The organism is Pseudomonas brassicacearum subsp. neoaurantiaca (assembly GCF_013608025.1).
Classification (GTDB): domain Bacteria; phylum Pseudomonadota; class Gammaproteobacteria; order Pseudomonadales; family Pseudomonadaceae; genus Aquipseudomonas.
Genome location: NZ_VDLV01000033.1, coordinates 43,708 through 65,157, shown reverse-complemented (window position 1 = coordinate 65,157; position 21,450 = coordinate 43,708). Strand labels below are relative to the sequence as shown.

The 21,450-nt window shown below is 61.9% G+C and carries 22 protein-coding genes; 5 read left to right on the top strand and 17 right to left on the bottom strand.

The genetic code is table 11. The annotated features are described in order from the left end of the window. Positions 1 to 5: 5 nt before the first annotated feature. The gene (locus FHK92_RS17495) at positions 6 to 1,106 is read right to left on the bottom strand and encodes an efflux RND transporter periplasmic adaptor subunit (protein ID WP_181289155.1); all 1,101 of its coding nucleotides are present in this window, start codon (positions 1,104 to 1,106) and stop codon (positions 6 to 8) included. Positions 1,107 to 1,199: 93 nt separating this feature from the next. Here FHK92_RS17495 and FHK92_RS17490 point away from each other — a divergent pair, with 93 nt between their 5' ends. Beyond that, on the top strand, positions 1,200 to 1,835 hold the full coding sequence (locus FHK92_RS17490) for a TetR/AcrR family transcriptional regulator (protein ID WP_181289154.1): 636 nt from the start codon (positions 1,200 to 1,202) through the stop codon (positions 1,833 to 1,835). A gap of 144 nt (positions 1,836 to 1,979) precedes the next feature. On the opposite strand, the gene FHK92_RS17485 is transcribed toward FHK92_RS17490, so the two are convergent. Next, positions 1,980 to 2,762: a class I SAM-dependent methyltransferase gene (locus FHK92_RS17485; RefSeq protein ID WP_219916088.1), complete on the bottom strand. Its 783-nt coding sequence runs from the start codon at positions 2,760 to 2,762 to the stop codon at positions 1,980 to 1,982. Between the two features lie 91 nt (positions 2,763 to 2,853). On the opposite strand from FHK92_RS17485, the gene FHK92_RS17480 reads away from it, so the two are divergent. Next, positions 2,854 to 3,474, top strand: a complete 621-nt coding sequence (locus FHK92_RS17480) for an energy transducer TonB (RefSeq protein ID WP_181289153.1) — start codon at positions 2,854 to 2,856, stop codon at positions 3,472 to 3,474. Between the two features lie 3 nt (positions 3,475 to 3,477). On the opposite strand, the gene FHK92_RS17475 is transcribed toward FHK92_RS17480, so the two are convergent. The 7 genes from FHK92_RS17475 to ppc all read right to left on the bottom strand — a co-directional run bounded on the left by FHK92_RS17475 (position 3,478) and on the right by ppc (position 10,897). Next, a complete protein-coding gene (locus FHK92_RS17475) occupies positions 3,478 to 4,176 on the bottom strand; it encodes an extensin-like domain-containing protein (RefSeq protein WP_181289152.1) in 699 nt (232 codons plus the stop codon). A 16-nt stretch (positions 4,177 to 4,192) separates the two neighbouring features. Next, complete coding sequence (locus FHK92_RS17470; protein WP_181289151.1) at positions 4,193 to 5,014, bottom strand: isocitrate lyase/PEP mutase family protein; 822 nt, start codon at positions 5,012 to 5,014, stop codon at positions 4,193 to 4,195. 33 nt (positions 5,015 to 5,047) lie between these two features. Further along, positions 5,048 to 5,908, bottom strand: coding sequence for a DUF72 domain-containing protein (locus FHK92_RS17465; protein ID WP_181289150.1), 861 nt, complete (start codon positions 5,906 to 5,908; stop codon positions 5,048 to 5,050). Further along, complete coding sequence (locus FHK92_RS17460) at positions 5,908 to 6,216, bottom strand: hypothetical protein (RefSeq protein ID WP_181289149.1); 309 nt, start codon at positions 6,214 to 6,216, stop codon at positions 5,908 to 5,910. Before FHK92_RS17460 ends, FHK92_RS17465 begins: the two co-directional genes overlap by 1 nt. Positions 6,217 to 6,555: 339 nt before the next feature. Then, positions 6,556 to 7,233 (bottom strand): tRNA (adenosine(37)-N6)-threonylcarbamoyltransferase complex dimerization subunit type 1 TsaB, encoded by a 678-nt coding sequence (gene tsaB, locus FHK92_RS17455; protein ID WP_181289148.1) that lies wholly within the window; start codon positions 7,231 to 7,233, stop codon positions 6,556 to 6,558. A 94-nt stretch (positions 7,234 to 7,327) separates the two neighbouring features. Then, positions 7,328 to 7,975 (bottom strand): adenylate kinase, encoded by a 648-nt coding sequence (gene adk, locus FHK92_RS17450; RefSeq protein WP_030139520.1) that lies wholly within the window; start codon positions 7,973 to 7,975, stop codon positions 7,328 to 7,330. Between the two features lie 291 nt (positions 7,976 to 8,266). Then, positions 8,267 to 10,897, bottom strand: coding sequence for a phosphoenolpyruvate carboxylase (ppc, locus tag FHK92_RS17445; protein ID WP_181289147.1), 2,631 nt, complete (start codon positions 10,895 to 10,897; stop codon positions 8,267 to 8,269). Between the two features lie 178 nt (positions 10,898 to 11,075). Between ppc and FHK92_RS17440 the strand changes: the two genes are divergently transcribed. The 3 genes from FHK92_RS17440 to FHK92_RS17430 all read left to right on the top strand — a co-directional run bounded on the left by FHK92_RS17440 (position 11,076) and on the right by FHK92_RS17430 (position 12,990). Then, positions 11,076 to 11,420, top strand: coding sequence for a pilin assembly protein (locus tag FHK92_RS17440; RefSeq protein ID WP_181289146.1), 345 nt, complete (start codon positions 11,076 to 11,078; stop codon positions 11,418 to 11,420). Between the two features lie 316 nt (positions 11,421 to 11,736). Further along, positions 11,737 to 12,150, top strand: a complete 414-nt coding sequence (locus FHK92_RS17435) for a DUF4398 domain-containing protein (protein ID WP_014336761.1) — start codon at positions 11,737 to 11,739, stop codon at positions 12,148 to 12,150. A 48-nt stretch (positions 12,151 to 12,198) separates the two neighbouring features. Next, a complete protein-coding gene (locus FHK92_RS17430) occupies positions 12,199 to 12,990 on the top strand; it encodes an OmpA family protein (RefSeq protein ID WP_181289145.1) in 792 nt (263 codons plus the stop codon). Between the two features lie 188 nt (positions 12,991 to 13,178). Here FHK92_RS17430 and FHK92_RS17425 read toward each other — a convergent pair whose 3' ends face one another. From FHK92_RS17425 to FHK92_RS17390, 8 genes are all read right to left on the bottom strand, one after another. Then, entirely contained in the window at positions 13,179 to 13,508 is a 330-nt protein-coding gene (locus tag FHK92_RS17425) for a hypothetical protein (protein ID WP_030139524.1), read from the bottom strand. Further along, the gene (locus FHK92_RS17420) at positions 13,505 to 14,410 is read right to left on the bottom strand and encodes an alpha/beta hydrolase (RefSeq protein ID WP_181289144.1); all 906 of its coding nucleotides are present in this window, start codon (positions 14,408 to 14,410) and stop codon (positions 13,505 to 13,507) included. The genes FHK92_RS17425 and FHK92_RS17420 overlap by 4 nt, the downstream gene beginning before the upstream one ends. Before the next feature lie 147 nt (positions 14,411 to 14,557). Next, positions 14,558 to 15,835, bottom strand: a complete 1,278-nt coding sequence (locus FHK92_RS17415; protein WP_181289143.1) for a flavohemoglobin expression-modulating QEGLA motif protein — start codon at positions 15,833 to 15,835, stop codon at positions 14,558 to 14,560. Positions 15,836 to 15,871: 36 nt separating this feature from the next. Further along, positions 15,872 to 16,426, bottom strand: coding sequence for a hypothetical protein (locus tag FHK92_RS17410; protein WP_181289142.1), 555 nt, complete (start codon positions 16,424 to 16,426; stop codon positions 15,872 to 15,874). Positions 16,427 to 16,615: 189 nt separating this feature from the next. Next, complete coding sequence (locus tag FHK92_RS17405) at positions 16,616 to 17,332, bottom strand: TetR/AcrR family transcriptional regulator (RefSeq protein ID WP_181289141.1); 717 nt, start codon at positions 17,330 to 17,332, stop codon at positions 16,616 to 16,618. Between the two features lie 101 nt (positions 17,333 to 17,433). Then, complete coding sequence (gene lysS / locus FHK92_RS17400; RefSeq protein WP_181289140.1) at positions 17,434 to 18,936, bottom strand: lysine--tRNA ligase; 1,503 nt, start codon at positions 18,934 to 18,936, stop codon at positions 17,434 to 17,436. Between the two features lie 107 nt (positions 18,937 to 19,043). Continuing rightward, a protein-coding gene (gene prfB / locus FHK92_RS17395) for a peptide chain release factor 2 (protein ID WP_095963568.1) occupies positions 19,044 to 20,139 on the bottom strand; the annotation gives its coding sequence in 2 pieces (ribosomal slippage) (positions 19,044 to 20,066 and positions 20,068 to 20,139; 1,095 coding nt in all). 274 nt (positions 20,140 to 20,413) lie between these two features. Next, a complete protein-coding gene (locus FHK92_RS17390; RefSeq protein WP_181289139.1) occupies positions 20,414 to 21,415 on the bottom strand; it encodes a response regulator in 1,002 nt (333 codons plus the stop codon). Positions 21,416 to 21,450 lie beyond the last annotated feature (35 nt).

Here is a 21,450-nt window from a genome sequence, read left to right as displayed (position 1 = left end):
GGGAATTACTCCTTGGCCGCCAGGTTGACCACGCGGTTGGAGCGATCCACTGGCCGGACCTGCTGGCCATCGAGGAGCACATGCACGCCCGCAGCCACCACCCAGTCATTGGCGCTCAGGCCTTCAAGCACCGGCACGGTTTTTTCGCCGAAGGCTCCGACACGGACCGGGACTTTCTTGAGGGTGTTGTTGGAGTTGACCACCCAGACGTAAGTCGCGCCGTTCTCGGCGGTGAGGGCCGACAGCGGTACGGACAACGAGACCTTGTCTGCGGATTGGATAAACACCCGGGCGCTCTGGCCCAGCTCCGCCGGGACGCTGCCGGCGGCGAAGGCAACACGGGCGGCGAAGGTGCGGGATTTCGGGTCGGCGGCGGGCGAGAGTTCGCGGATGTGTCCGCTGAAACGCTGGTCGGGCTGGCTCCACAACTCCACCGAAACCGGCTGGCCGATCTTGAACCGGCCGAAACTCTGTTCCGGCAAACTGATCAGCACCTCACGCTCGCCGTCGGTGGCCAGAGTGAAGACTGTTTGCCCGGCCGACACCACCTGACCGACTTCCACCGAACGCCGGGCCACGACGCCATCCTGGGGCGCGCGCAAAATCGAATAGCTGGCCTGGTTGCTGGCGACGTCGAATTCAGCCTTGATCTGCTTGAGCCGCGCTGCCCCGGAGCGATAGAGATTCTCCGCGTTGTCGTATTGGGAGCGGCTGACCATCTGCCGCTCCATCAGGGTCTTGTAGCGGTCGCGCTCGGCGCGCACCAGGCTCAGGTTGGCCTCGGCGGCGGCGACCTGGGCCCGGCTCGCTTCGAGTTGCAGGCGCACGTCTTCGGGATCGAGTTCAGCCAAGGGTTGATTGGCCTTGACCCGCTGCCCCTCCTCGACCAGCCGTCGGCTCACTTTGCCACCAATGCGAAACGCCAGGTCCGGTTCGAACCGTGCCCGTACTTCGCCGGGATAACTGTCCATCGCCAAGGCCGAAGGCTCTGGCTTGACCACCATGGCGGGGCGAACGACAGCGGCGACCGGTTCATCGTGGCCACACGCAGACAATAAAAAAGCCAGGCTGACTGGCAGGGCGAGGGGCAGGACATAGCGGAACATGGTGATGACCTTTCGCTAATGGTGCTTGGAATAATTATACTGGCGAGTATGTTATTAATAGCAAACTCACCAGTCCAGTATTAAAAGCGAATAATGTCGAACAATCCTCTCCCTCCCAGCGGCCCTGGCCGTCCAAAGGATCTGGCCAAGCGCCAAGCCATTCTCGACGCGGCGAAACGTCTGTTCTTGGACCTGGGTTACGCCAGTACCAGCATGGATGCCGTGGCGACCGAGGCCGGCGTGTCGAAGCTGACGGTCTACAGTCACTTCAACGACAAAGAAACCCTGTTTGCCGCCGCGGTGATTGCCAAGTGCGAGGAGCAGGTTCCGACGCTTTTTTTCGAATGGCCTGATGGCGTTCCCATTGAGCACGTGTTGCTGAACATCGCCCGTGGTTTCAATCAACTGATCAACAGCGACGAATCGGTCAACCTGCATCGGTTGATGATTGCCTTGGGCAGCCAGGATCCGAAACTTTCGACGATTTTCTACGAGGCCGGCCCGCAACGCATGCTCTCAGGCATGGAGCGGTTACTGACCAAGGTCAACCAGAGCGGCGCCTTGAGCATCGACAGACCCCGCAACGCCGCCGAGCATTTCTTCTGCCTGATCAAGGGCGCGGCGAATTTCCGGTTGCTGTACGGCTGCGATGGGCCACAGGACGCCGAAGCGGCGGAGGCTCATGTGCAGGAAGTGGTGGGGTTGTTTGTGCGGGCTTATCGGCCTTAGCTGGACCGGCAGCCTTGCGCTGGCCGTCAGGGCCTCATCGCGAGCAAGCTCGCTCCCACAGTTGATCGAGGGTGTTCACAGATTTCTGTGTTCACCACCGCCCCCTGTGGGAGCGAGCTTGCTCGCGATGCAGGCACCTCGGTCTCAAGCCTTGAGCGCTTTCTTCGGGTAGATGTCGTAGCGACTGGACTTGCCCTCAAGCCCATGGCTCGGCTTCGGCCCTTCGATGCAAGGCGCCTTGCGCGGGCGCTTGACCACCACCCGGTGGGTCGCCAGCGCCAGCGCCGCGGCCAACAGCGCCGGGGCGTCATTGTCATCACCCACCAGCGGCCGGAACAGGCGCATCTCTTTTTTCACCAGGGCAGTTTTCTCCCGATGGGGGAACATCGGGTCCAGGTAGATCACCTGGGGCGGCTCGCCCTCCCAGTTGCGCATCACCTCGATCGAGTTGCCCTTGAGCAAACGCATGCGCGCCACGATCGGCGCTACGTCGAAATCTTCCGCGCCACGGGCCAGGCCATCTTCCAGCAAGGCGCCAATCAACGGCTGGCGCTCGATCAGGCTCATTTCGCAGCCCAGGCTCGCCAGCACGAACGCGTCCTTGCCCAGCCCAGCCGTGGCGTCGAGTACCCGAGGACGCACACCTTGGGCGACACCGACGGCCTTGGCGATCATCTGGCCGCTGCCGCCGCCGTACAGCCGACGATGGGCCGCGCCACCCTCGACGAAGTCCACCCGCACCGGTCCCGGCGCGTCCGGACCCAGTTGCTGCAATTGCAAACCCTGCTCGCCAACCTGCAAGGCAAACTCGCCATCGTCCACTTGCAACGGCAGGCCAAGCCGCTCGGCCCATTGCTCGGCTTGCGCCTGGAAGGCCGGGGCCAGGGCCTCGACGTGGATGCGGCAGGCCGCGGGTTGCTCAATCATGAAAACACGCTCAAAAAATTAAGGATCGGCAAAAACGGCCGATAACAACGGTGAACGGCATTTTGCCAGAGCTGAGCGTCGACCGAGAAAAATGTCAGACATTCAATCCACATCGATAGGCGTTATCTCCCCTTACGGCGATTACAGCCTGCGTAACACCCAAGCCCTGAGCGGCGTCAGTCACCTGTGGCAGGATTTTTTCGCCCGGGCCCTGGCCGATCAGTTGGGTGAAAACGCACCGGCGCCTGGCAGCTACCAGCCAGTCGCCCTCGATGAAGCGGTTGAACCGACCCTCGGCGCCGAGCTGCTGGACCACATCGTCAGCCAGCGCACCTGTGAAGTGACGGAGACCCAGGTCAAGCCGCCCGAGCCTTTGTTCCTGCCAATCGCCGAATTCGAACTCGACCTGCTGGACAAACCGTTCCCACCCTTCCCACCGGAAGAAATCGTCGCCCAGCAAAAGCAGCAGACTTTTGAAAGCAACTGGGTTCGCCCAATCGTTCTCGCTGCTGGCCAGCCCCTGCCAGAACCGGGCCCGGCACCACAACCGCGTCCATTGCACCTGCCGATTGCCGAGTTCGAACTCGACCTGCTGGACAAGCCATTCCCGCCGTTCCCGGAAGAGGAATTGGTGGCGCAACAGAAACAACTCGATTTCGATACCCGCTGGGCACGGCCGATCGTGCTGCAGAACCTGCGCATCGCCGCCTGATTCTTACCTGCAAATCCACCACGGTCCGACATCCAGATGGAAGTGGTTGCGGTGCGCTGCGTTGTAGTCCGGACTCAACACCACACTGAACATGTCGCAGGCGCCGTCGCGAACCTGCCGCAGGAATTGCGCATCGGTATTGTCCTTCGGCCAGTCCCTGAGCACGCTGACCGCACGTCCATCGGCCAGGCGAAACCCGGCGATGTCGATCGCGCTGGCCGTGGCATGCTGGCTGCGCGCGCCGCTCTCACGACCGTACATATTGCGACAGGCAAAGCTGCCCAGATGATCGACGCGCGTGACCTTCTGCCCATAGACCGCCGTTGCCGCCGGCTGCAGCGCATGGCGCTCGAACAACGCAAAAGCCACGGCCAGCGGACAACTGGCCAGAAAGCTACTGCTCAGCGCCACCTCGCCGCCCTGTACCCGCAACACATTGGTCAACGGACACGTCGTGTTGGCGCCGCTGTCCGCCTGGCGAGCGGTCCGAAGCCCTGACGTGGCGAGCGCCTGGTCGCACAGTTGCGGGTCGTTGCGCAGGGCCATCAGTTTGTAGCGGGTCAGCAGGTTGGGCGGGACGTTGACGTCCAGCGGCGCCCAAGGATTCCACTGCGGCGGCACCGACAACCAGCCGCGCCAAACGCTGAACACTGCGACACCCACAGCCAGCGCCAACACCATCAACACTTTGAAAAACCGCACGACAACGCCTCGGGCATCAAGCCTTGAATAATTGATTGGCCTGACTGAACGGCATCGAACGACGAGTGAAGGTGAACGTGCCCTGCTGCTGGATTTCCTCGGCGGCACGGAAGAATTCGCCATAGGCCGCCAACGCCAGGGCCGATCCGACGCTAATGCGCTTGACGCCCAGTTCGCTCAATTGCGCCACGGTGAGGTCCAGGGCGCCGGACATCAGCACGTTCACTGGTTTGGGCGCCACGGCCTGGACCACTGCGAGGACCTGTTCGGCGCTGCTCAGCCCCGGTGCATAGAGCACGTCGGCGCCAGCGTCGGCGAACGCCTTCAGACGCCGGATCGTATCGTCCAGGTCGGGTTTGCCGTGCAGGAAGTTCTCCGCCCGGGCGGTCAGCAGAAACGGGAACGGCAGGCTGCGCACCGCGTCGGCCGCGGCCTTGACTCGCGCCACGGCGTGCTCGAAGCAATAGATCGGACTGTCCGGGCGCCCGGTGGCATCTTCGATCGAGCCCCCTACTGCGCCAGCTTCTGCCGCACGCAACAGGCTGCGGGCACACTCTTCGGGGGCATCGGCAAAGCCATTCTCCAGGTCGACCGCCACCGGCAAATCCGTGGCCGCCACGATCGCTCGCACGTTAGCCAGCGTGTCATCCAGGCCCAACCCACCATCGGGTCGCGCCATGGAAAAAGCATGGCCGGCGCTGGTGGTCGCCAAGGCTTCGAAGCCAAGGCTGGCGAGCATCTTGGCCGAACCGGCATCCCACGGATTGGGAATGACAAACGCCCCTTCGCGCTCGTGCAAGGCCTTGAACGCCTGGGCTCGTCGGGTTTGTGCATCCATGAAAGTCGCTCCTGAACTGGGGAAGAGATCGCCTCAGAGCAAACCCAGTTGCTCGGCGGCGGGTTCTCTATATAGCTCAGGCAGGGCCGGCAAGCCAGGCAAACGGTTCATCAAGCGGTTGTGAAAGTGCATCGCCAGTTTCGCCGCAAGCAGGTTATCGGCGGTGTGCAGGAACATGTAAGGCGTACGCCCTTCTTCGATCCACTCGGCGATTTTCTCTACCCAAGGTGCCAGGAACGGCTCGTTGGCTTCCACCACGGGATGGCCAACGAAGCGTACCTGCGGGCATTGAGTGAAAGCCGCTGGCCGCGTCGGGACCCGTGGTTTTTTGTATTGGGCATGGATCACTGAGGGATCGGTCGAGGCACAGCTGAACAAACCTCGCGGATCGAGGCAGATACGTTCCACGCCGCGATCGAGCAACAGGCGATTGAGCTGGCGCTCGGCATCGCCCTTGGCGAAGAACTCATCATGACGGACCTCGACCGCCAACTGGCGTGGGAACGCGTCGATGAAGGCCGCCAGCTCGTGCAACCGATTGGGCGTGAATGCCTTGGACAGTTGCAGCCAGAACGGTGAAACCCGCTCGCCCAGCGGGCTGAGCAATTGAACGAAGGTTTCCGTGGCGGTCAGGTGTTCGCGCAAATCACCGCCATGGCTGATGTCACCGGGGATCTTGGCGGTGAAGCGAAAGTCCTCGGGCATGATGTCCGCCCAGCGCTGGACGGTGGCCGCGGACGGGCTCGCATAGAAGGTCGTGTTGCCTTCCACGGCGTTGAATACTTGGCTATAGAGATTCAGGAAGTCGGAGCTTTTGGCGTCCTGGGGATAAAGATAATCGCGCCAGGCGTTTTCACTCCAGGACGGGCAGCCGAGGTAATAAGGCAACCGCATCAGATGTAGAGGTCAAGCCCCAGCACTTCCATATCCCAGTCGACAAAACCGGCAGTGCTCAAATAGCTGGCGAGCGCGGCGGAAACACTGTGGCTCATGGCGCGGTGATACAGCATGTCTTGCTGGCGGGCGGGGAGATTGCTCAGGCGCTGCGCGGAGGCTTTGGCGGCACGGGCGGCCAGTTGCTCTTCGGACGGAAGTTCCAGGTCGCCATCGATGTCATCGAAAGTTTCGGGCTCAGCGGCTTTACCCGCACGAGGCCGACGCTTGATGGGATAGGACTGTGAGGAAACGCCGTCTATACGCATAACAGAATGCTCGGTATCAATGATGGCAATTTAGCGGCACATTCGCAGCCGCGCAAATGCGCAAGTGATAACTAGAACACATAAAGTCAAAAAGGTTTAAAAACGGGGTGAAAAAGTGACGACCGGCAAGATTGGGTGTGACTTTTGGATCGGGAAATGACTTTTTGGCGGGAAGTCCAAGTGCTGAAAAATGCCTCGTGGCGAGGGGATTTATCCCCGCTGGGCGCGCAGCGCCCCCGACATTGTTTTATCAGCCATTGACCTGGCGAGTGCTGCGCACTCGAGCGGGGATAAATCCCCTCGCCACAACTGTGCTCGCCTTCGGATGGGCAATGCTCGTTAGCGCTCGGACTTCGGCGTTGCGACCTTGTCCCGCAGGTAAACCGGCTGCGCATCGTCCGCCGCGATGGCCTCGCCGCGTTCCCAGGCGAAGCGTGCGAGTGCCAGCAGGTCTTCGGCATGGGGCAGCGTCGAGGCGTCCTGGCCGACAACGCTGGCGCCGATCCGCTCGCCATAGCCCCAGCCTGTACCAGCACCAAACCAATCACCACTCGCCTCATCCGGCAACGCCGCCGACTCAGGTGGCAATACCGCTTCACGGCCCACCAGACGCATCTCGCCATCGGTTTCGCGGTAGCAGCCCCAGTACACCTCGTCCATACGCGCATCGATAGCCGCCGCCACCTGGCGCGCGCCGTGTTCGCGCAAGGCCCGCTGGGCCAGCACCGCCAGGTTCGACACTGGCAATACCGGGCGCTCCAGGGCAAAGGCCAAGCCCTGCACGACGCCAATGGCGATCCGCACGCCGGTGAACGCCCCGGGCCCACGGCCAAAGGCAATCGCGTCAACCGCTTGCAAGGTCGTCCCGGCGTCGCTCAACAATTGCTGGATCATCGGCAGTAATTTCTGCGCGTGCAGGCGTGGGATCACCTCGTAATGGCTCGTGACCTTGCCGTCGTGCAGCAAGGCAACGGAGCAAGCTTCAGTCGCGGTGTCCAGGGCCAGCAAGGTGCTCATCGATGTGTCCGTAAATCAGGTGGAAAAAAAGTGCGCCAGTATAAACAACTACGGCCCGCAAGCGGGCCGTGTTTGTTGCAACTGATCAGGCTTTTCAGCTCAGCGCTTCAAGCACTTTGCCGGTGATCGCATCGACCGAGCCAACGCCCGGGATGTGGCTGTACTTCGGCTTGCCCTGGGCAGCGGACAGCTTCTGGTAGAAGTCCACCAGCGGCTTGGTCTGGGAATGGTAGACCGACAGGCGATGACGCACGGTTTCTTCAGTGTCGTCCTTGCGTTGCACCAGCTCGTCGCCAGTCACGTCGTCCTTGCCGGCGACCTTTGGCGGGTTGTAGACGGTGTGATAGACACGACCGGATGCTTCGTGGACACGACGGCCGGCAATGCGCTGGACGATTTCTTCGTCGTCTACCGCGATTTCGACCACGTGATCGAGTTCCACACCGGCAGTCACCAGGGCTTCGGCCTGGGGAATAGTGCGCGGGAAACCGTCGAACAGGAAGCCATTGGCGCAGTCCGGTTGAGCGATGCGATCCTTGACCAGGGCGATGATCAGGTCATCCGACACCAGGCCGCCGGCATCCATGATGCTCTTGGCTTGAACGCCCAATGGGGTGCCAGCCTTGACCGCGGCACGCAGCATGTCGCCGGTGGAGATTTGCGGGATACCGAATTTCTCGGTGATGAACTTTGCCTGAGTACCTTTACCGGCCCCGGGAGCTCCCAGCAGAATGACGCGCATCGATGTGCTCCTCAATTTTTTTATGTAAAACGCTCGGATTCGCCTCGTGGGGCCAATCTTCGAAAAACAGGATCGTGACCGCCCAAACGGTCAAAGGCTGCTCAAGATACACAGCAGGCCCGAGCCACACAAGCCGCCGAAAGTCGGAGGAACCCGCGCCCGACGCGACCTTTGTATAAGGTGGCGAGAGTCGCAACCGGGCAACAAACTGTCGCCTGGTCGACCTGCCCTTCTCCACAAACGGTTACGCCCGGACGAACCGGGCGAGCTGTTTCAGGCGACGACCCGACGTCAGCCGGTGTTGCGCAAACCGGCGGCGATCCCTGCCACAGACACCAGCAACGCCTGTTCCACGGGGCTGCCCTGGGCAACGTCCTGCTGCCGCGAACGCGCCAACAGTTCGGCCTGCAGCAGGTGTAGCGGGTCAAGGTAGGTGTTGCGCAGGCGAATGAATTCCAGCGTGTCTGGGCTATGTGCCAGTAGCTGCGACTGGCCGGTCAACCCCAGGACCACCGAGCACGCCTGCGACAATAGGTCGCGTAAATGCTCACCCAACGGCAGCAATGCCGGCTCCACCAGACGCTCATCGTAGGACCGGGCAATATCGGCGTCGGCCTTGGCCAGCACCATCTCCAGCATGTCGATGCGGGTACGGAAGAACGGCCACTGCTCGCGCATCTGCCCGAGCAATTCACCCTCACCCCGCTCCAGCGCCTTGCCCAGGGCGGTTTCCCAACCGAGCCAGGCGGGCAGCATCAGGCGAGTCTGGGTCCAGCCGAAGATCCACGGAATCGCCCGCAGGCTTTCGATACCTCCGGCGCGGCGCTTGGCCGGGCGACTGCCCAGGGGCAGCCGGCCCAATTCCTGTTCCGGCGTGGACTGGCGGAAATACTCGACGAATTGCGGATTTTCCCGCACCACGGCGCGGTAGGCACTGACGCCGTCGGCGGCCAGCTCGTCCATCAAATGACGCCACTCTGGCGTGGGCGGCGGCGGTGGCAGCAAGGTCGCTTCCAGCACCGCAGCGAGGTAAAGGTTGAGGTTCTGTTCGGCGATGTCCGGCAGGCCAAATTTGAAACGAATCATTTCGCCTTGCTCAGTCGTACGGAACCGACCCGCCACCGAACCCGGCGGCTGGGACAGGATCGCCGCGTGCGCCGGACCACCGCCACGACCGACCGTGCCGCCGCGACCATGGAACAGCAGCAGTTCGACTTGCTGCTCACGGCAGATATCCACCAGTCGTTCCTGCGCCCGGTATTGCGCCCAGGCCGCCGCCGTGGTGCCGGCGTCCTTGGCCGAATCGGAATAGCCGATCATCACTTCCTGAGGCCCTTGCAGGCGTGCACGGTAGCCGGGCAGCGACAGAAGACGCTCCATCACCGGACCGGCGTTATCCAGGTCGGCAAGGGTTTCGAACAGCGGCACCACCCGCATCGGCCGCAGCACGCCGGCTTCCTTGAGCAACAGCTGCACCGCCAGCACATCGGAGGCCGCACCGGCCATGGAGATCACGTAGGAACCCAGGGACGCCGCAGGTGCCGCCGCGACTTCCCGGCAGGTCGCCAGGACTTCTGCGGTATCGGCCGACGGCTTGAAATGTGGCGGCAACAAGGGTCGACGGTTATTCAGCTCATCCAGCAGGAAGCGAATGCGCTGCTCTTCATCCCAGTCTTCGTAACGCCCAAGCCCGAGGTAATCGGTGATTTCGGTCATGGCCATCGAGTGGCGCGTCGAATCCTGGCGCACATCGAGGCGCACCAGGAACAGCCCGAACGTCACCGCGCGGCGCAGGCAATCGAGCAGCGGCCCGTCGGCAATCACACCCATGCCGCATTCGTGCAGGGACTGGTAGCACAGCTCCAGCGGATCGAGCAGTTCGCGGTTGTTCTGCAATACCTCGGCGGAGGCCGGCGTCGTGGCTTTCAGCGAGGCCTGGGCCCAGTTGCGGGTCGCCCGCAGGCGCTCACGCAATTGCTTGAGCACCGCGCGATAGGGTTCGGCACTGTCGCCGGCCTGGGCGCGCAAGGCCGCACTGGCGTTTTGCATGGACAGGTCGGCCGCCAGGTGATCGACATCGCGCAGATAAAGGTCCGCCGCCATCCAACGCGCCAGCAACAGCACTTCGCGCGTGACCGCGGCGGTGACGTTCGGGTTGCCGTCGCGGTCGCCGCCCATCCACGAGGCAAAGCGGATCGGTGCGGCTTCCAGGGGCAAGCGCAGCCCGGTAGCGGCGTGCAAGGCCTGATCGGCTTTGCGCAGGTAATTGGGGATGGCGTGCCACAGCGAATGCTCGATCACCGCGAAACCCCACTTGGCCTCGTCCACCGGCGTGGGTCGGGTGCGGCGGATTTCTTCGGTGTGCCAGGCTTCGGCGATCAACCGCTGCAAGCGCTGGTGGATTTGCGCGCGCTCGGCGCTGGTGAGGTCGCGGTGATCCTGGGCGGCGAGTTGCGCGGCGATGGCATCGTATTTCTGGATCAGCGTGCGCCGGGCGACTTCGGTGGGGTGCGCTGTGAGGACCAATTCAATATCCAGCCGCCCCAGTTGCCGGGCCAGCGATTCGGCGCTGTGGCCTTCGGCGCGCAAGCGTGCCAGCAGCTCGGGCAGCACCCGGGCTTCGAACGGTGCGGGCTTGGATTCTTCGCGCCGATGAATCAATTGGTATTGCTCGGCGATGTTGGCCAGGTTGAGGAACTGGTTGAACGCCCGCGCCACCGGCAGCAGTTCATCCTCGCTCAACTGGTTGAGGCTGGCGCTCAGTTCGGCGTCCATGGAACCACGGCGGTCGGCCTTGGCGCCCTTGCGGATCTGCTCGATCTTGTCGAGAAAGGTGTCTCCGTACTGGTCGCGAATGGTGTTGCCCAGCAGCTCGCCGAGCAGGTGGACGTCCTCGCGCAAGCGGGCATCGATATCGGTCATCAGCAGTTCTCCAGCAAAAAGGTCCGGACAGCTTTGTAGGAGAGAGTGCCGATGCCAGTCGTTAATGACAAGCGACGAAGGGACTTTAAACCTTGTCAGGCAAAGCTAGTCTCATGGGTAAGCCACACGACGGCTTGTCACTATCGCGCCCGCCAAAAGCAGGGCTATTGAGGTCATCATGAAAATCCGTGAGCTTGCCCAGCATTGGGAAGAAAACGCCAAGGGTCGCCTGACCCAGACCGGCTACACGATTCATCTCGACGTCGAGGCCGCAGCACGCCTGGCGGCCATCTGCGACATGTACCCCAAGCGCCACCCGGAAGAACTGCTCGGCGAACTCATCGGCGCGGCGCTGGAAGAGTTGGAAGCCAGCTTCCCCTACGTCAAGGGACCGCAGGTAGTGGCCACCGATGAAGAAGGCGATCCGCTGTACGAAGACGTGGGCCCGACCCCGCGCTTCCTCGCATTGTCCCGACGCCATCTGCACGAACTGTCCTCGCAGAGCGACAAATCCAAGCACTGATTCCTGACTCCTGTAGGAGCTGACGAGCGAAGCGAGGCAGCTCCTACGCGCGCATCCAGCCAAAAAATGCAGACTTCCCTACGCCCGGAATACCCCTGCACGCCTTGAAAGTTCAGCTTTTTTACCCCTGACCGATCAGTCAGCAATTCTTTTGGCGAATGGCCATCCTTGCCTGAACTTTTGAAAAACGCCTCGGGTCACACCGAGTAACCATACTGGAACGGCCGTTTAAATAAACGCGCCCTGGCGCCAGCGCCAAAACAGACGTCACGGCTTCGGTCCCAGCATGGATTGGTGTTTTTTCAGGAGTTTTCCAATGGAGTTGAAGCCTATGAATACCTGCACTGCCAAACCCTCATCCACTGGCCTGCGCGGCCTGAAGTTGGCTGCCCTGGCGATCGGTAGCAGCTTCATCCTGGCCGGTTGTGCCGGCAATCCACCTTCGGAGCAATACGCGGTCACGCAATCGGCGGTGAACAGTGCCGTCAGCGCAGGCGGCACCGAGTTTGCCGCGGTGGAAATGAAATCGGCCCAGGACAAACTCAAGCAAGCCGAAATCGCCATGCACGATGAAAACTACGAAGAGGCCAAGCGTCTGGCCGAACAGGCCGAATGGGATGCCCGCGTCGCTGAGCGCAAGGCCCAGGCCGCCAAGGCCGAACAGGCTCTCAAGGACTCCCAGAAAGGGGTTCAGGAATTGCGTCAGGAAGGCATGAACAAGGTTCAGTAAACCGTTTATGCCACGACGTGTTTCTCATCGATAAAAGGACGACAGACTATGACGCACAAACATTTCATGATGCCCGCCCTGCTTGCTGCCTGCGTAGCCCTGGCCGCTTGCTCCCACGACCCGAACGCGAACCTGGAACAGGCGCGCACCAATTACAACGGGCTGCAGGCCGATCCGGCGGCGACTAAAGTGGCTGCGCTGGAAACCAAGGACGCCGCCGATTTCCTGGCCAAGGCCGACAAGGCCTACATGGATAACGAAGACGAAGCCAAGGTAGACCAGTTGGCCTACCTGACCAACCAGCGTGTCGAAGTGGCCAAGCAGACCATCGCCCTGCGCAACGCCGAAGCCGAGCTGAAAAACGCCGGTGACGAACGCGCCCGTGCATTACTGGAAGCCCGCAACGCGCAGATCAAGCAGTTGCAGGACAGCCTCAACGCCAAGCAGACCGAGCGCGGTACGCTGGTGACCTTCGGCGACGTGCTGTTTGCCACCAACAAATCCGACCTGCGCGCCAGCGGCATGACCAACGTCAGCAAACTCGCGCAGTTCCTCCAGGAAAACCCGGATCGCAAAGTGATCATCGAAGGCTACACCGACAGCACCGGCTCGGACTCCTACAACCAGTCGCTGTCCGAGCGCCGCGCCAGCTCCGTGCGCACGGCCCTGGTGAAAATGGGCGTCGATCCAGCCCGCATCGTGACCCAGGGCTACGGCAAGGAATTCCCGGTCGCCGACAACACCAGCGTCTCGGGCCGCGCCATGAACCGTCGCGTGGAAGTGACCATCTCCAACGACAACCAGCCCGTCGCCCCGCGTTCGACCATGAGCGCCAACTGATCGGTTGAGTGCAACGAAAAAGCCCCGCCTGGCTTCAATCAGGCGGGGCTTTTTTTGTTGGCCAAATTTATTTGGCTGCACACGATCCTTGTGGGAGCGAGCTTGCTCGCGATAGCGGAGTGTCAGGCACTATCAATGCTGCTGAACCACCGCTATCGCGAGCAAGCTCGCTCCCACAGGAGTCTCGCTTAAGGCTGAAGCTTTTGCGGGGTTTCCTGCCCCATGCAGCGCACCGCGCGCTTCTTCTCGTTGATCAGCACGCCGGTCAGGCCTTTCTGTTCGGTGTCGAACAGCACCAGCACGCCATCGATGCACTGAGCGACCTGCGGAGCCGGCTCCAGGGAGACTTTGTAATCCTCGCCCGGAACGGTCTTGAGCATGGTGAATTGGTTGAGCAGCAACGCATCCTCGGGCTTGGCGAAATGCAGGTAGCCGTAGTACCACAGCACCGCGACAGTGCCGAGGATGCTGCAAATACCGGTGATGATCAGGGGGATGGCGTTACGTTCTTCGCTCATTGCGGGTTCTCGGATGATTCAACAGGGGATTTCGGGTAGTTCGGAATTTCGCCCAGGCGGCGCAGGCCATCGAAATGCTGGGGGTCGTCAAGGTAGCGCAGCATTACCGTTCGCCAGGTCGGGTCGGCGAAGGTCTGCACGTGGCCGCCGCGGGTCAGTTGCAACACCCGGGGCGGCGGCGCAGCTTGATACAAGCGGATGCCGTTGGAAAGGGGCACGATCGGATCGTCCAGGCTGTGGTAGATCAGTTTTGGCACGCCGTTCAATTGCGCGATCGAGCCGATGGCGCTGTCACCGTCCGGCACCAGCCACGACAGCGGCACTTGGAACGCCCAGGTCAGCCATGACGTGCCAAGGGCGAAACGCCCTACATCGCGGTAGCTGGCAGGAACCCCGTCCAGCACCAAAGCCTTGAGCTGCTGCTGGCGCTGCGGGTGCTCGACCAGGTAATGCACCGCCAGCGCGCCGCCCAGGCTCTGGCCGAGCAGCACCAACGGCTTGCCCTGGACCTCGGGCGCATCGTCGAGCCATCTGAATGCCGCGTCGATGTCCTGGTAGATCGCCGGCAGGCTCGCCTCACCTTCGGAAACGCCATAGCCGCGGTAATCGACCATCAACACCTGATAGCCCTGCTCCGGCAACCACCAACTGCCGCCGAGGTGCCAGGCCAGGTTGCCGCCATTGCCGTGCAGATGCAGCACCGTGCCCTTGACCTCGACACCCGGTTTCACCGGCAGCCACCAGCCATGCAGCTTCAGCCCGTCAGCGGTGGTCAGGGTGACGTCGCGGTAGTCGAGTTTGGCCCGCTCCGGGGTAAACGGCAGGCCGCGTTCAGGGTAGAACAGCAGCGAGCTACAACCGCTCAGGGCCAGCAGCAGGCAAACGATGCCGAGGGTTCGCATCCGGTGAAGCCTCGCTAAAACTCAGGTTGAAACACGGTCCCCTGTGGGAGCGAGCTTGCTCGCGATAGCGGTATGTCAGTCACAGCTGTATTGACTGTCCTGTCGCTATCGCGAGCAAGCTCGCTCCCACAGGGATTGGTGGTGCGATTAGAGGATGTTCGAATAATCCGCTTCGATCCGATCCAGGCTCAAGTGGTTCAAGAAGTTGGAGAAGCACATCCAGGCCGACAGGGCGTTCATGTCGCGGAATTGCTCGGGCAGGTACTTGGGCGGTACGACCAACCCTTCATCCACCAACTGACGCAATGTACGCATGTCCTCCAGGGTGGTCTTGCCGCAGAACAGCAGCGGCACCTGCTCCAGCTTGCCTTTGCGCACGGCGAGCTGAATGTAGTTGTAAACCATGATGAAGCCCTTGAGGTAGGACAAGTCTTTGGTGAATGGCAGACCGGTCGGCACCGAGCCACGGAACACCCGGCTGGCGTTGCCGTAGCTTTCGGCCATTTCAAAACCCTGCTCGCGGAAGAACTCGAACACCTGCAGGAAATCGGCGCCCTCCTCCACCATATGAATGGCCCGGGTACGGTTGGTGAGCTTGCGCAGGCGACTCGGGTAGGAGGCGAAGGTGATGATTTCCATGAGGATCGCCAGGCCCTCCTGGGTCACCGTCGACGAGGGCGGGCCCTTGGACAGGAAGGTGCAGATCGGCTGGTTCAAGCCATTGAGGGTGGTGCCGACGTGCACCAGCCCTTCGTGGACTTCCAGCGCCCGGACGTCGCGCTCGTTGAACATCGCGTCGGTGCGGATCTTGATGTAGTCGGCGCCCGCCGCCGCATCGGCGACGATGCCGTCGGACTCGAACACCCGGATGGTTTCCTCAGCCTCGCCAAACACCCGGTTGAGGCGATGTTGCAGCAGGCCGACGGCTTCCTTGGCGCTGAGGACCTTGGGCTCGTCCTTGAGGTCGCCACGGCCATCGATGTTGTTCAGGTAATCGGACAGCATCAGGCCCAGGTCGGCCAGGGTTGGGTCGCCAGCGTGGAAGGCGTCGGACGCCGCGCCATAGAGTTCCTGGGAGATCAGCCCGAAATCCTCGGTGCCGCGCGCTTCGAGCATGCGCACCACCATGCGGTATTCCTTGCACATGCGGCGCATGATCTGGCCAACCGGGTTGAACTGCCCAAGCTGGCGAGTGATGTCGCGCTCGATGTTCTGGAACTCCAGCTTCACTTTGCTGGAGTCGAACGACAGGGGTCGGTTGAGGTAATAATCGCGGTCCACAGCCGGCAGTTCCTTGCCCTTGGCCTTGAGAAACCCCTTGCGGATGTTCTCGTCCCATTTCACCGCGTCGAGAATGCGAATCGGCGTCTGCGCCAGCACAATGCGATCGGACAAGGTGCGTATCGTCTGCTGGTAATCGTCCACCCGGAACTCCTGTGAAAAAACGTCCGCTTGTAACCGTTATTGGGATTTGGCCAGTCGCTGGTAGCGCACGGCTTCCGAGAACACGTCGGAATTGGCCGGGTCATCGAGGTAGCTGAAAACCTTGCTCATTTCGCTGTCCACCAGCACGCCATCGCCCTCTTCGCTCGGGTTCGGCTGGCCGCTGAGGAGCTTCTGGCCGATGGCCTGGTTGATCTGTTCCATGTCCAGGTTGTAGACCACCAGTTCCTGCTTGTCGGTCAGTTCGAAACCGGCGATGACGAAATGCCCGCCAAACCGGGCCGGCACCTTCGCCGACAGGTACCAGCGGCTACCGTGGCGAGAGACCGTCAGGGGAATGGCTTCGCGCTCCTGGGGCCTGGCCCTGAAGTAACTGATGGCCTGGTAGCGGTGCTTGCCGACCTTCGTCAGTTCCAGGTTCAACGGTTCGCCCCAGGCGTTGGTGCTGGTCCAGTGGCCGAGCAGGCCCTTGGGCGCGGCTTCGCTGTCGGGCAATGGCGCCTTGAACGACACCAGGCAACCGCTGAGCAGCAGCAACGACACGGCCAGGACAACGGCACGCCAGGCTTTCATTGGAACTCCCTATGGTTTGTGGCGAGGGGATTTAGCGAAACGTCGCACCGCCCCGCTAGGCTGCGGAGCAGCCCCCTTTGCAGTCAGCTCAGTTAGCCAGATGTACCGAGTTGGCTGGTTTTGGGGCTGCTTCGTAGCCCAGCGGGGATAAATCCCCTCGCCACAACGGCTGCGGTGAACCCATCGAGGCTACACCGACGCCAATACCAAGTGCATGTAGCGGGTCAGGATGCCGAGCATGTCATCTTCGGCTACCGGCTCGGCGCCATTGAGCAAGCCCTGATATTCCATCCGTCCGATAATCGCCGTCAACACTTTGGCATCCTGTTGCGGCTCGCGCGAGCCCAGAACCTGGAAAAACTGACACGTGCCATGCAAGAGAATTTGCTGATGGGAGCGTACCAGCAGCGCCAATCGCGGGTTGAGCAAGGCTTCCTGGCGGAACGCTTGTTCGGCCATCAGGTAGTCGCGACGGCTCTGCAGTTGATGCTGCACGTAATCAGCGGTCATCCGCGCGATATCGTCGGCCAGTTGCGAGCGCGACGCGGCGCTGCCGTCCCCATAAGCCACCATCTCGCGCAGCAAGCCCTCGTTATTGGCCCACAACTTGGCCATGAAGGCCGCGCTACGCTCCACGTATTGGGCGAAGGTATCGGTGAGCAGGTCGTCGATATCCTTGAAGTAATACGTGGTGGCCGACAGCGGCACACCCGCTTCGGCGGCCACCGCGCGGTGTCGCACCGCCCGCACGCCATCGCGCACGACAATGCGCATGGCCGCGTCGAGAATCTTCTGGCGGCGCTGTTCACTGCCCTGTCGGCTGGCCTTGCGACCTTGGTACTGAACACTTTCAGCCACAGCAGTGGCGACGCCCGCTGCACCTTCTTGAGCCATTGCACGATTCACGACAGGTCTTTCCTCGCTATTTCAGAAGTAACCAATTGATACGTTTGTACCAGACAGGCAATAAAAAGCCGCCCATCGAGGCGGCTTTTTATTTGAAACACTTACGCTTGGGGCCGCATGTGCGGGAAGAGGATGACATCGCGGATCGACGGTGAGTTGGTCAGCAACATCACCAGGCGATCGATACCGATGCCTTCGCCGGCCGTTGGCGGCATGCCGTATTCCAGGGCCCGAACGAAGTCGGCGTCGTAGTGCATGGCTTCGTCGTCGCCGGCGTCCTTGTCGGCCACCTGGGCCATGAAGCGCTCGGCCTGGTCTTCCGCGTCATTGAGCTCGGAGTAGGCGTTGGCGATTTCACGACCGCCGATGAACAGCTCGAAGCGGTCGGTCACGCTTGGGTTCTCGTCGTTACGACGGGCCAGCGGCGACACTTCGAACGGGTATTGGGTGATGAAGTGCGGTTGCTCCAGCTTGTGCTCGACCAGCTCTTCGAAAATCATCACTTGCAGCTTGCCCAGGCCTTCGAAGCCGAGCACCTTGGCGCCGGCCTTCTTGGCGATGGCGCGGGCCTTGTCGATGTCCTGCAGGTCGGCGGCGGTGATCTCAGCGTTGTACTTGAGGATCGAATCGAACACCGACAGGCGCACGAACGGCTCGCCAAAGTGGAACACTTTGTCGCCGTACGGCACGTCGGTGCTGCCCAGGACCAACTGCGCCAGTTCGCGGAACAGTTCTTCGGTGAGGTCCATGTTGTCTTCGTAGTCGGCGTAGGCCTGGTAGAACTCGAGCATGGTGAATTCGGGGTTGTGCCGGGTCGAAACGCCTTCGTTACGGAAGTTGCGGTTGATCTCGAACACCTTTTCAAACCCACCGACAACCAGCCGCTTGAGGTACAGCTCCGGCGCGATGCGCAGGAACATTTCCATGTCCAGGGCGTTGTGGTGGGTTTCGAACGGCTTGGCCGCCGCGCCGCCAGGAATGGTCTGCAGCATCGGCGTCTCGACTTCGAGGAAGTCACGCTTCATCAGGAAACTGCGGATGTGGGCGATGACTTGCGAACGCACGCGGAAAGTCTGGCGCACTTCTTCGTTGACGATCAGGTCGACGTAGCGCTGGCGATAGCGCTGCTCGGTGTCGGTCAGGCCGTGGTGCTTGTCCGGCAGCGGGCGCAGGGACTTGGTCAGCAGGCGCACGCTGGTCATCTCGACGTACAGGTCGCCCTTGCCGGAGCGGGCCAGGGTGCCTTCGGCGGCAATGATGTCGCCCAGGTCCCAGGTCTTGACGGCGGCCAGGGTTTCTTCCGGCAACGTCTTGCGGTTGACGTAGACCTGGATGCGCCCGGTCATGTCCTGGATCACCATGAACGAACCACGGTTGAGCATGATGCGACCGGCAACCTTGACCGGAATCGCCGCCTCGGCCAGCTCTTCCTTGGTCTTGTCCGCGTACTTCTTCTGCAGGACGTCGCAATACGCGTCGCGGCGGAAGTCGTTGGGGAAGGCCTGGCCCTTTTCGCGCTCGGCAGCAAGCTTTTCCTTGCGCAGGGCGATCAGGGAGTTTTCTTCCTGTTGCAGGGCTTGCGGGTCGAGTTCTAGGTCGCTCATGTCTTTAAGGTTTCCATCACAGGTTCGTTGCCCCCGGCCCCGGGCCGGAGTTTGCGGGCAGGCCTCGCTTGCGTGCAAGCGTGCCTGCCCACCGCGTGGGTGTCGCGTTACAGCCCTTGCTTGAGGCTGGCGATCAGGTATTCATCGATGTCGCCGTCGAGCACTTTGTCGCAGTCGCTGCGTTCGATGCTGGTACGCAGGTCCTTGATCCGCGAGGCGTCGAGCACGTACGAGCGGATCTGGTGACCCCAGCCGATGTCGGACTTGGTGTCTTCCAGGGCCTGGGACGCGGCGTTGCGCTTCTGCACTTCCTGCTCGTACAAGCGGGCCCGCAGCATCTTCATCGCGGTGTCTTTGTTCGCGTGCTGGGAACGTTCGTTCTGGCAACTCACCACGGTGTTGGTCGGTACGTGGGTAATCCGCACGGCCGAGTCGGTGGTGTTGACGTGCTGGCCACCGGCCCCGGAGGAACGGTAGGTGTCGATGCGCAGGTCGGCCGGGTTGATCTCGATCTCGATGTTGTCATCGATTTCCGGCGAGACGAATACCGCCGAGAACGAGGTGTGACGACGGTTGCCGGAGTCGAACGGGCTCTTGCGCACCAGGCGGTGCACGCCGATCTCGGTCCGCAGCCAGCCAAAGGCGTATTCACCCTTGATGTGCACGGTGGCGCCCTTGATCCCGGCGACTTCGCCGGCCGACAGCTCCATGATGGTCGCGTCGAAACCGCGTTTGTCGGCCCAGCGCAGGTACATGCGCAGCAGGATGTTGGCCCAGTCCTGGGCCTCGGTGCCGCCGGAACCGGCCTGGATGTCCAGGTAGGCGTTGTTCATGTCCATCTCGCCGCTGAACATGCGACGGAATTCCAGCTTGGCGAGGTTCTCGTCCAGGCGCGTCAGCTCGGCGACGACATCGCCGACCGCGCCTTCGTCGTTCTCTTCGACGGCCATGTCCAGCAGGTCGCGGCAATCGGCCAGGCCACTGGACAATTCGTCCAGGGTCTCGACGATCTGCGCCAGCGCAGAACGCTCGCGGCCCAGCTCCTGGGCGTACGAAGGGTTGTTCCAGACATTCGGATCTTCAAGCTCGCGATTGACTTCGGTCAGGCGCTCATGCTTTTGATCGTAGTCAAAGATACCCCCGAATAGTTTCGGAGCGCTCGGACAGGTCCTTGATGGTGTTCAGGATCGGGTTGATTTCCATGGCGGGCAGCACTCGTTGGCGAACTTTTGAAAGCCGGCGAGTATAACGTAATCAAGCGCCAGCGGCAGCCCGCCTGGCGGCTTTAGGGGGAATGAAACCCAGTGGCATGGTTCAACACTGCCACTGTGGCGAGGGAGCTTGCTCCCGCTGGGTTGCGCAGCAGCCCAAAACGGCTCCCTCAATCAACCTGACACACCGAGCCAACTGGTTTCAGGGCCGCTGCGCGCCCCAGCGGGAGCAAGCTCCCTCGCCACAAAAGCCATTTCGCAGAGGCTTATTCGACTCCAACCTGATTGCGCCCGTTGTGCTTGGCCATGTACAGCCCCTTGTCCGCCGCGGAGATCAACTCGCGGCAATCACTGCCCTGCTGCGGGGTGAAGGTCGAGACGCCGATGCTGATGGTCAGGTTCTCGCCTCCGTCAGGCGTGCTGTGGGGGATCTTCAGGGCGACGACGCTCTGGCGCAGCTTTTCGGCCATCAGCCGGGCACCGCCAGGCGAGGTGCCGGGCAAGACCAGCGCGAATTCCTCGCCGCCATAGCGGGCCGGCAGGTCGGAAGGCCGGCTGCACGAATCGCGGATCGCCGTGGCGACCTTGCGCAGGGCTTCATCACCGTCGAGGTGGCCGAAGTTGTCGTTGTAGGACTTGAAGTAATCCACGTCGATCATCAACAACGACAGTTGAGACTGGTCCCGCAGTGCCCTTCTCCACTCCAGCTCCAGGTATTCATCGAAGTGCCGGCGGTTCGACAGTCCGGTCAAGCCATCGGAGTTCATCAGCCGTTGCAGCACCAGGTTGGCGTCGAGCAGCTGCTGCTGGCTGACCCGCAGCGCGCGAAAGGCCGCGTCGCGCTGCAACAGCATCCTGTAGGAGCGCGAGTGATAGCGAATGCGCGCCACCAGTTCGATGTTGTCCGGCAACTTGACCAGGTAATCATTGGCCCCGGCGGCGAACGCCGCGCTCTTGATCAACGGGTCCTCCTTGGTGGACAGGACGATGATCGGAATGTCACGGGTCGCCGGATGGCTGCGGTACTCGCGCACCAGGCTCAGGCCGTCGAGGCCTGGCATCACCAGGTCCTGGAGAATCACCGTCGGCTTGATGCGCACGGCCTGGGCGATGGCCTGGTGCGGGTCGGAGCAGAAGTGGAAATCGATGTTCTGTTCGTTCGACAGCCCGCGCCGCACCGCCTCGCCGATCATCGCCTGGTCGTCGACGAGCAGAACCATGGCGGCATTCTCATCGCGCTTGAAATCGTCGAGCTGTAAATCATTCATGGGAGCTCACCTGAATACTGCCTGGGCCTAGGTAG

Coding starts and splice junctions, on each gene's coding strand:
- FHK92_RS17495 (WP_181289155.1), bottom strand. CDS start 1,106: ATGTTCCGCTATGTCCTGCCCCTCGCCCTGCCAGTCAGCCTGGCTTTT.
- FHK92_RS17490 (WP_181289154.1), top strand. CDS start 1,200: ATGTCGAACAATCCTCTCCCTCCCAGCGGCCCTGGCCGTCCAAAGGAT.
- FHK92_RS17485 (WP_219916088.1), bottom strand. CDS start 2,762: ATGATTGAGCAACCCGCGGCCTGCCGCATCCACGTCGAGGCCCTGGCC.
- FHK92_RS17480 (WP_181289153.1), top strand. CDS start 2,854: ATGTCAGACATTCAATCCACATCGATAGGCGTTATCTCCCCTTACGGC.
- FHK92_RS17470 (WP_181289151.1), bottom strand. CDS start 5,014: ATGGATGCACAAACCCGACGAGCCCAGGCGTTCAAGGCCTTGCACGAG.
- FHK92_RS17465 (WP_181289150.1), bottom strand. CDS start 5,908: ATGCGGTTGCCTTATTACCTCGGCTGCCCGTCCTGGAGTGAAAACGCC.
- FHK92_RS17460 (WP_181289149.1), bottom strand. CDS start 6,216: ATGCGTATAGACGGCGTTTCCTCACAGTCCTATCCCATCAAGCGTCGG.
- tsaB (WP_181289148.1), bottom strand. CDS start 7,233: ATGAGCACCTTGCTGGCCCTGGACACCGCGACTGAAGCTTGCTCCGTT.
- adk (WP_030139520.1), bottom strand. CDS start 7,975: ATGCGCGTCATTCTGCTGGGAGCTCCCGGGGCCGGTAAAGGTACTCAG.
- ppc (WP_181289147.1), bottom strand. CDS start 10,897: ATGACCGATATCGATGCCCGCTTGCGCGAGGACGTCCACCTGCTCGGC.
- FHK92_RS17440 (WP_181289146.1), top strand. CDS start 11,076: ATGAAAATCCGTGAGCTTGCCCAGCATTGGGAAGAAAACGCCAAGGGT.
- FHK92_RS17435 (WP_014336761.1), top strand. CDS start 11,737: ATGGAGTTGAAGCCTATGAATACCTGCACTGCCAAACCCTCATCCACT.
- FHK92_RS17430 (WP_181289145.1), top strand. CDS start 12,199: ATGACGCACAAACATTTCATGATGCCCGCCCTGCTTGCTGCCTGCGTA.
- FHK92_RS17425 (WP_030139524.1), bottom strand. CDS start 13,508: ATGAGCGAAGAACGTAACGCCATCCCCCTGATCATCACCGGTATTTGC.
- FHK92_RS17420 (WP_181289144.1), bottom strand. CDS start 14,410: ATGCGAACCCTCGGCATCGTTTGCCTGCTGCTGGCCCTGAGCGGTTGT.
- FHK92_RS17410 (WP_181289142.1), bottom strand. CDS start 16,426: ATGAAAGCCTGGCGTGCCGTTGTCCTGGCCGTGTCGTTGCTGCTGCTC.
- lysS (WP_181289140.1), bottom strand. CDS start 18,936: ATGAGCGACCTAGAACTCGACCCGCAAGCCCTGCAACAGGAAGAAAAC.
- FHK92_RS17390 (WP_181289139.1), bottom strand. CDS start 21,415: ATGAATGATTTACAGCTCGACGATTTCAAGCGCGATGAGAATGCCGCC.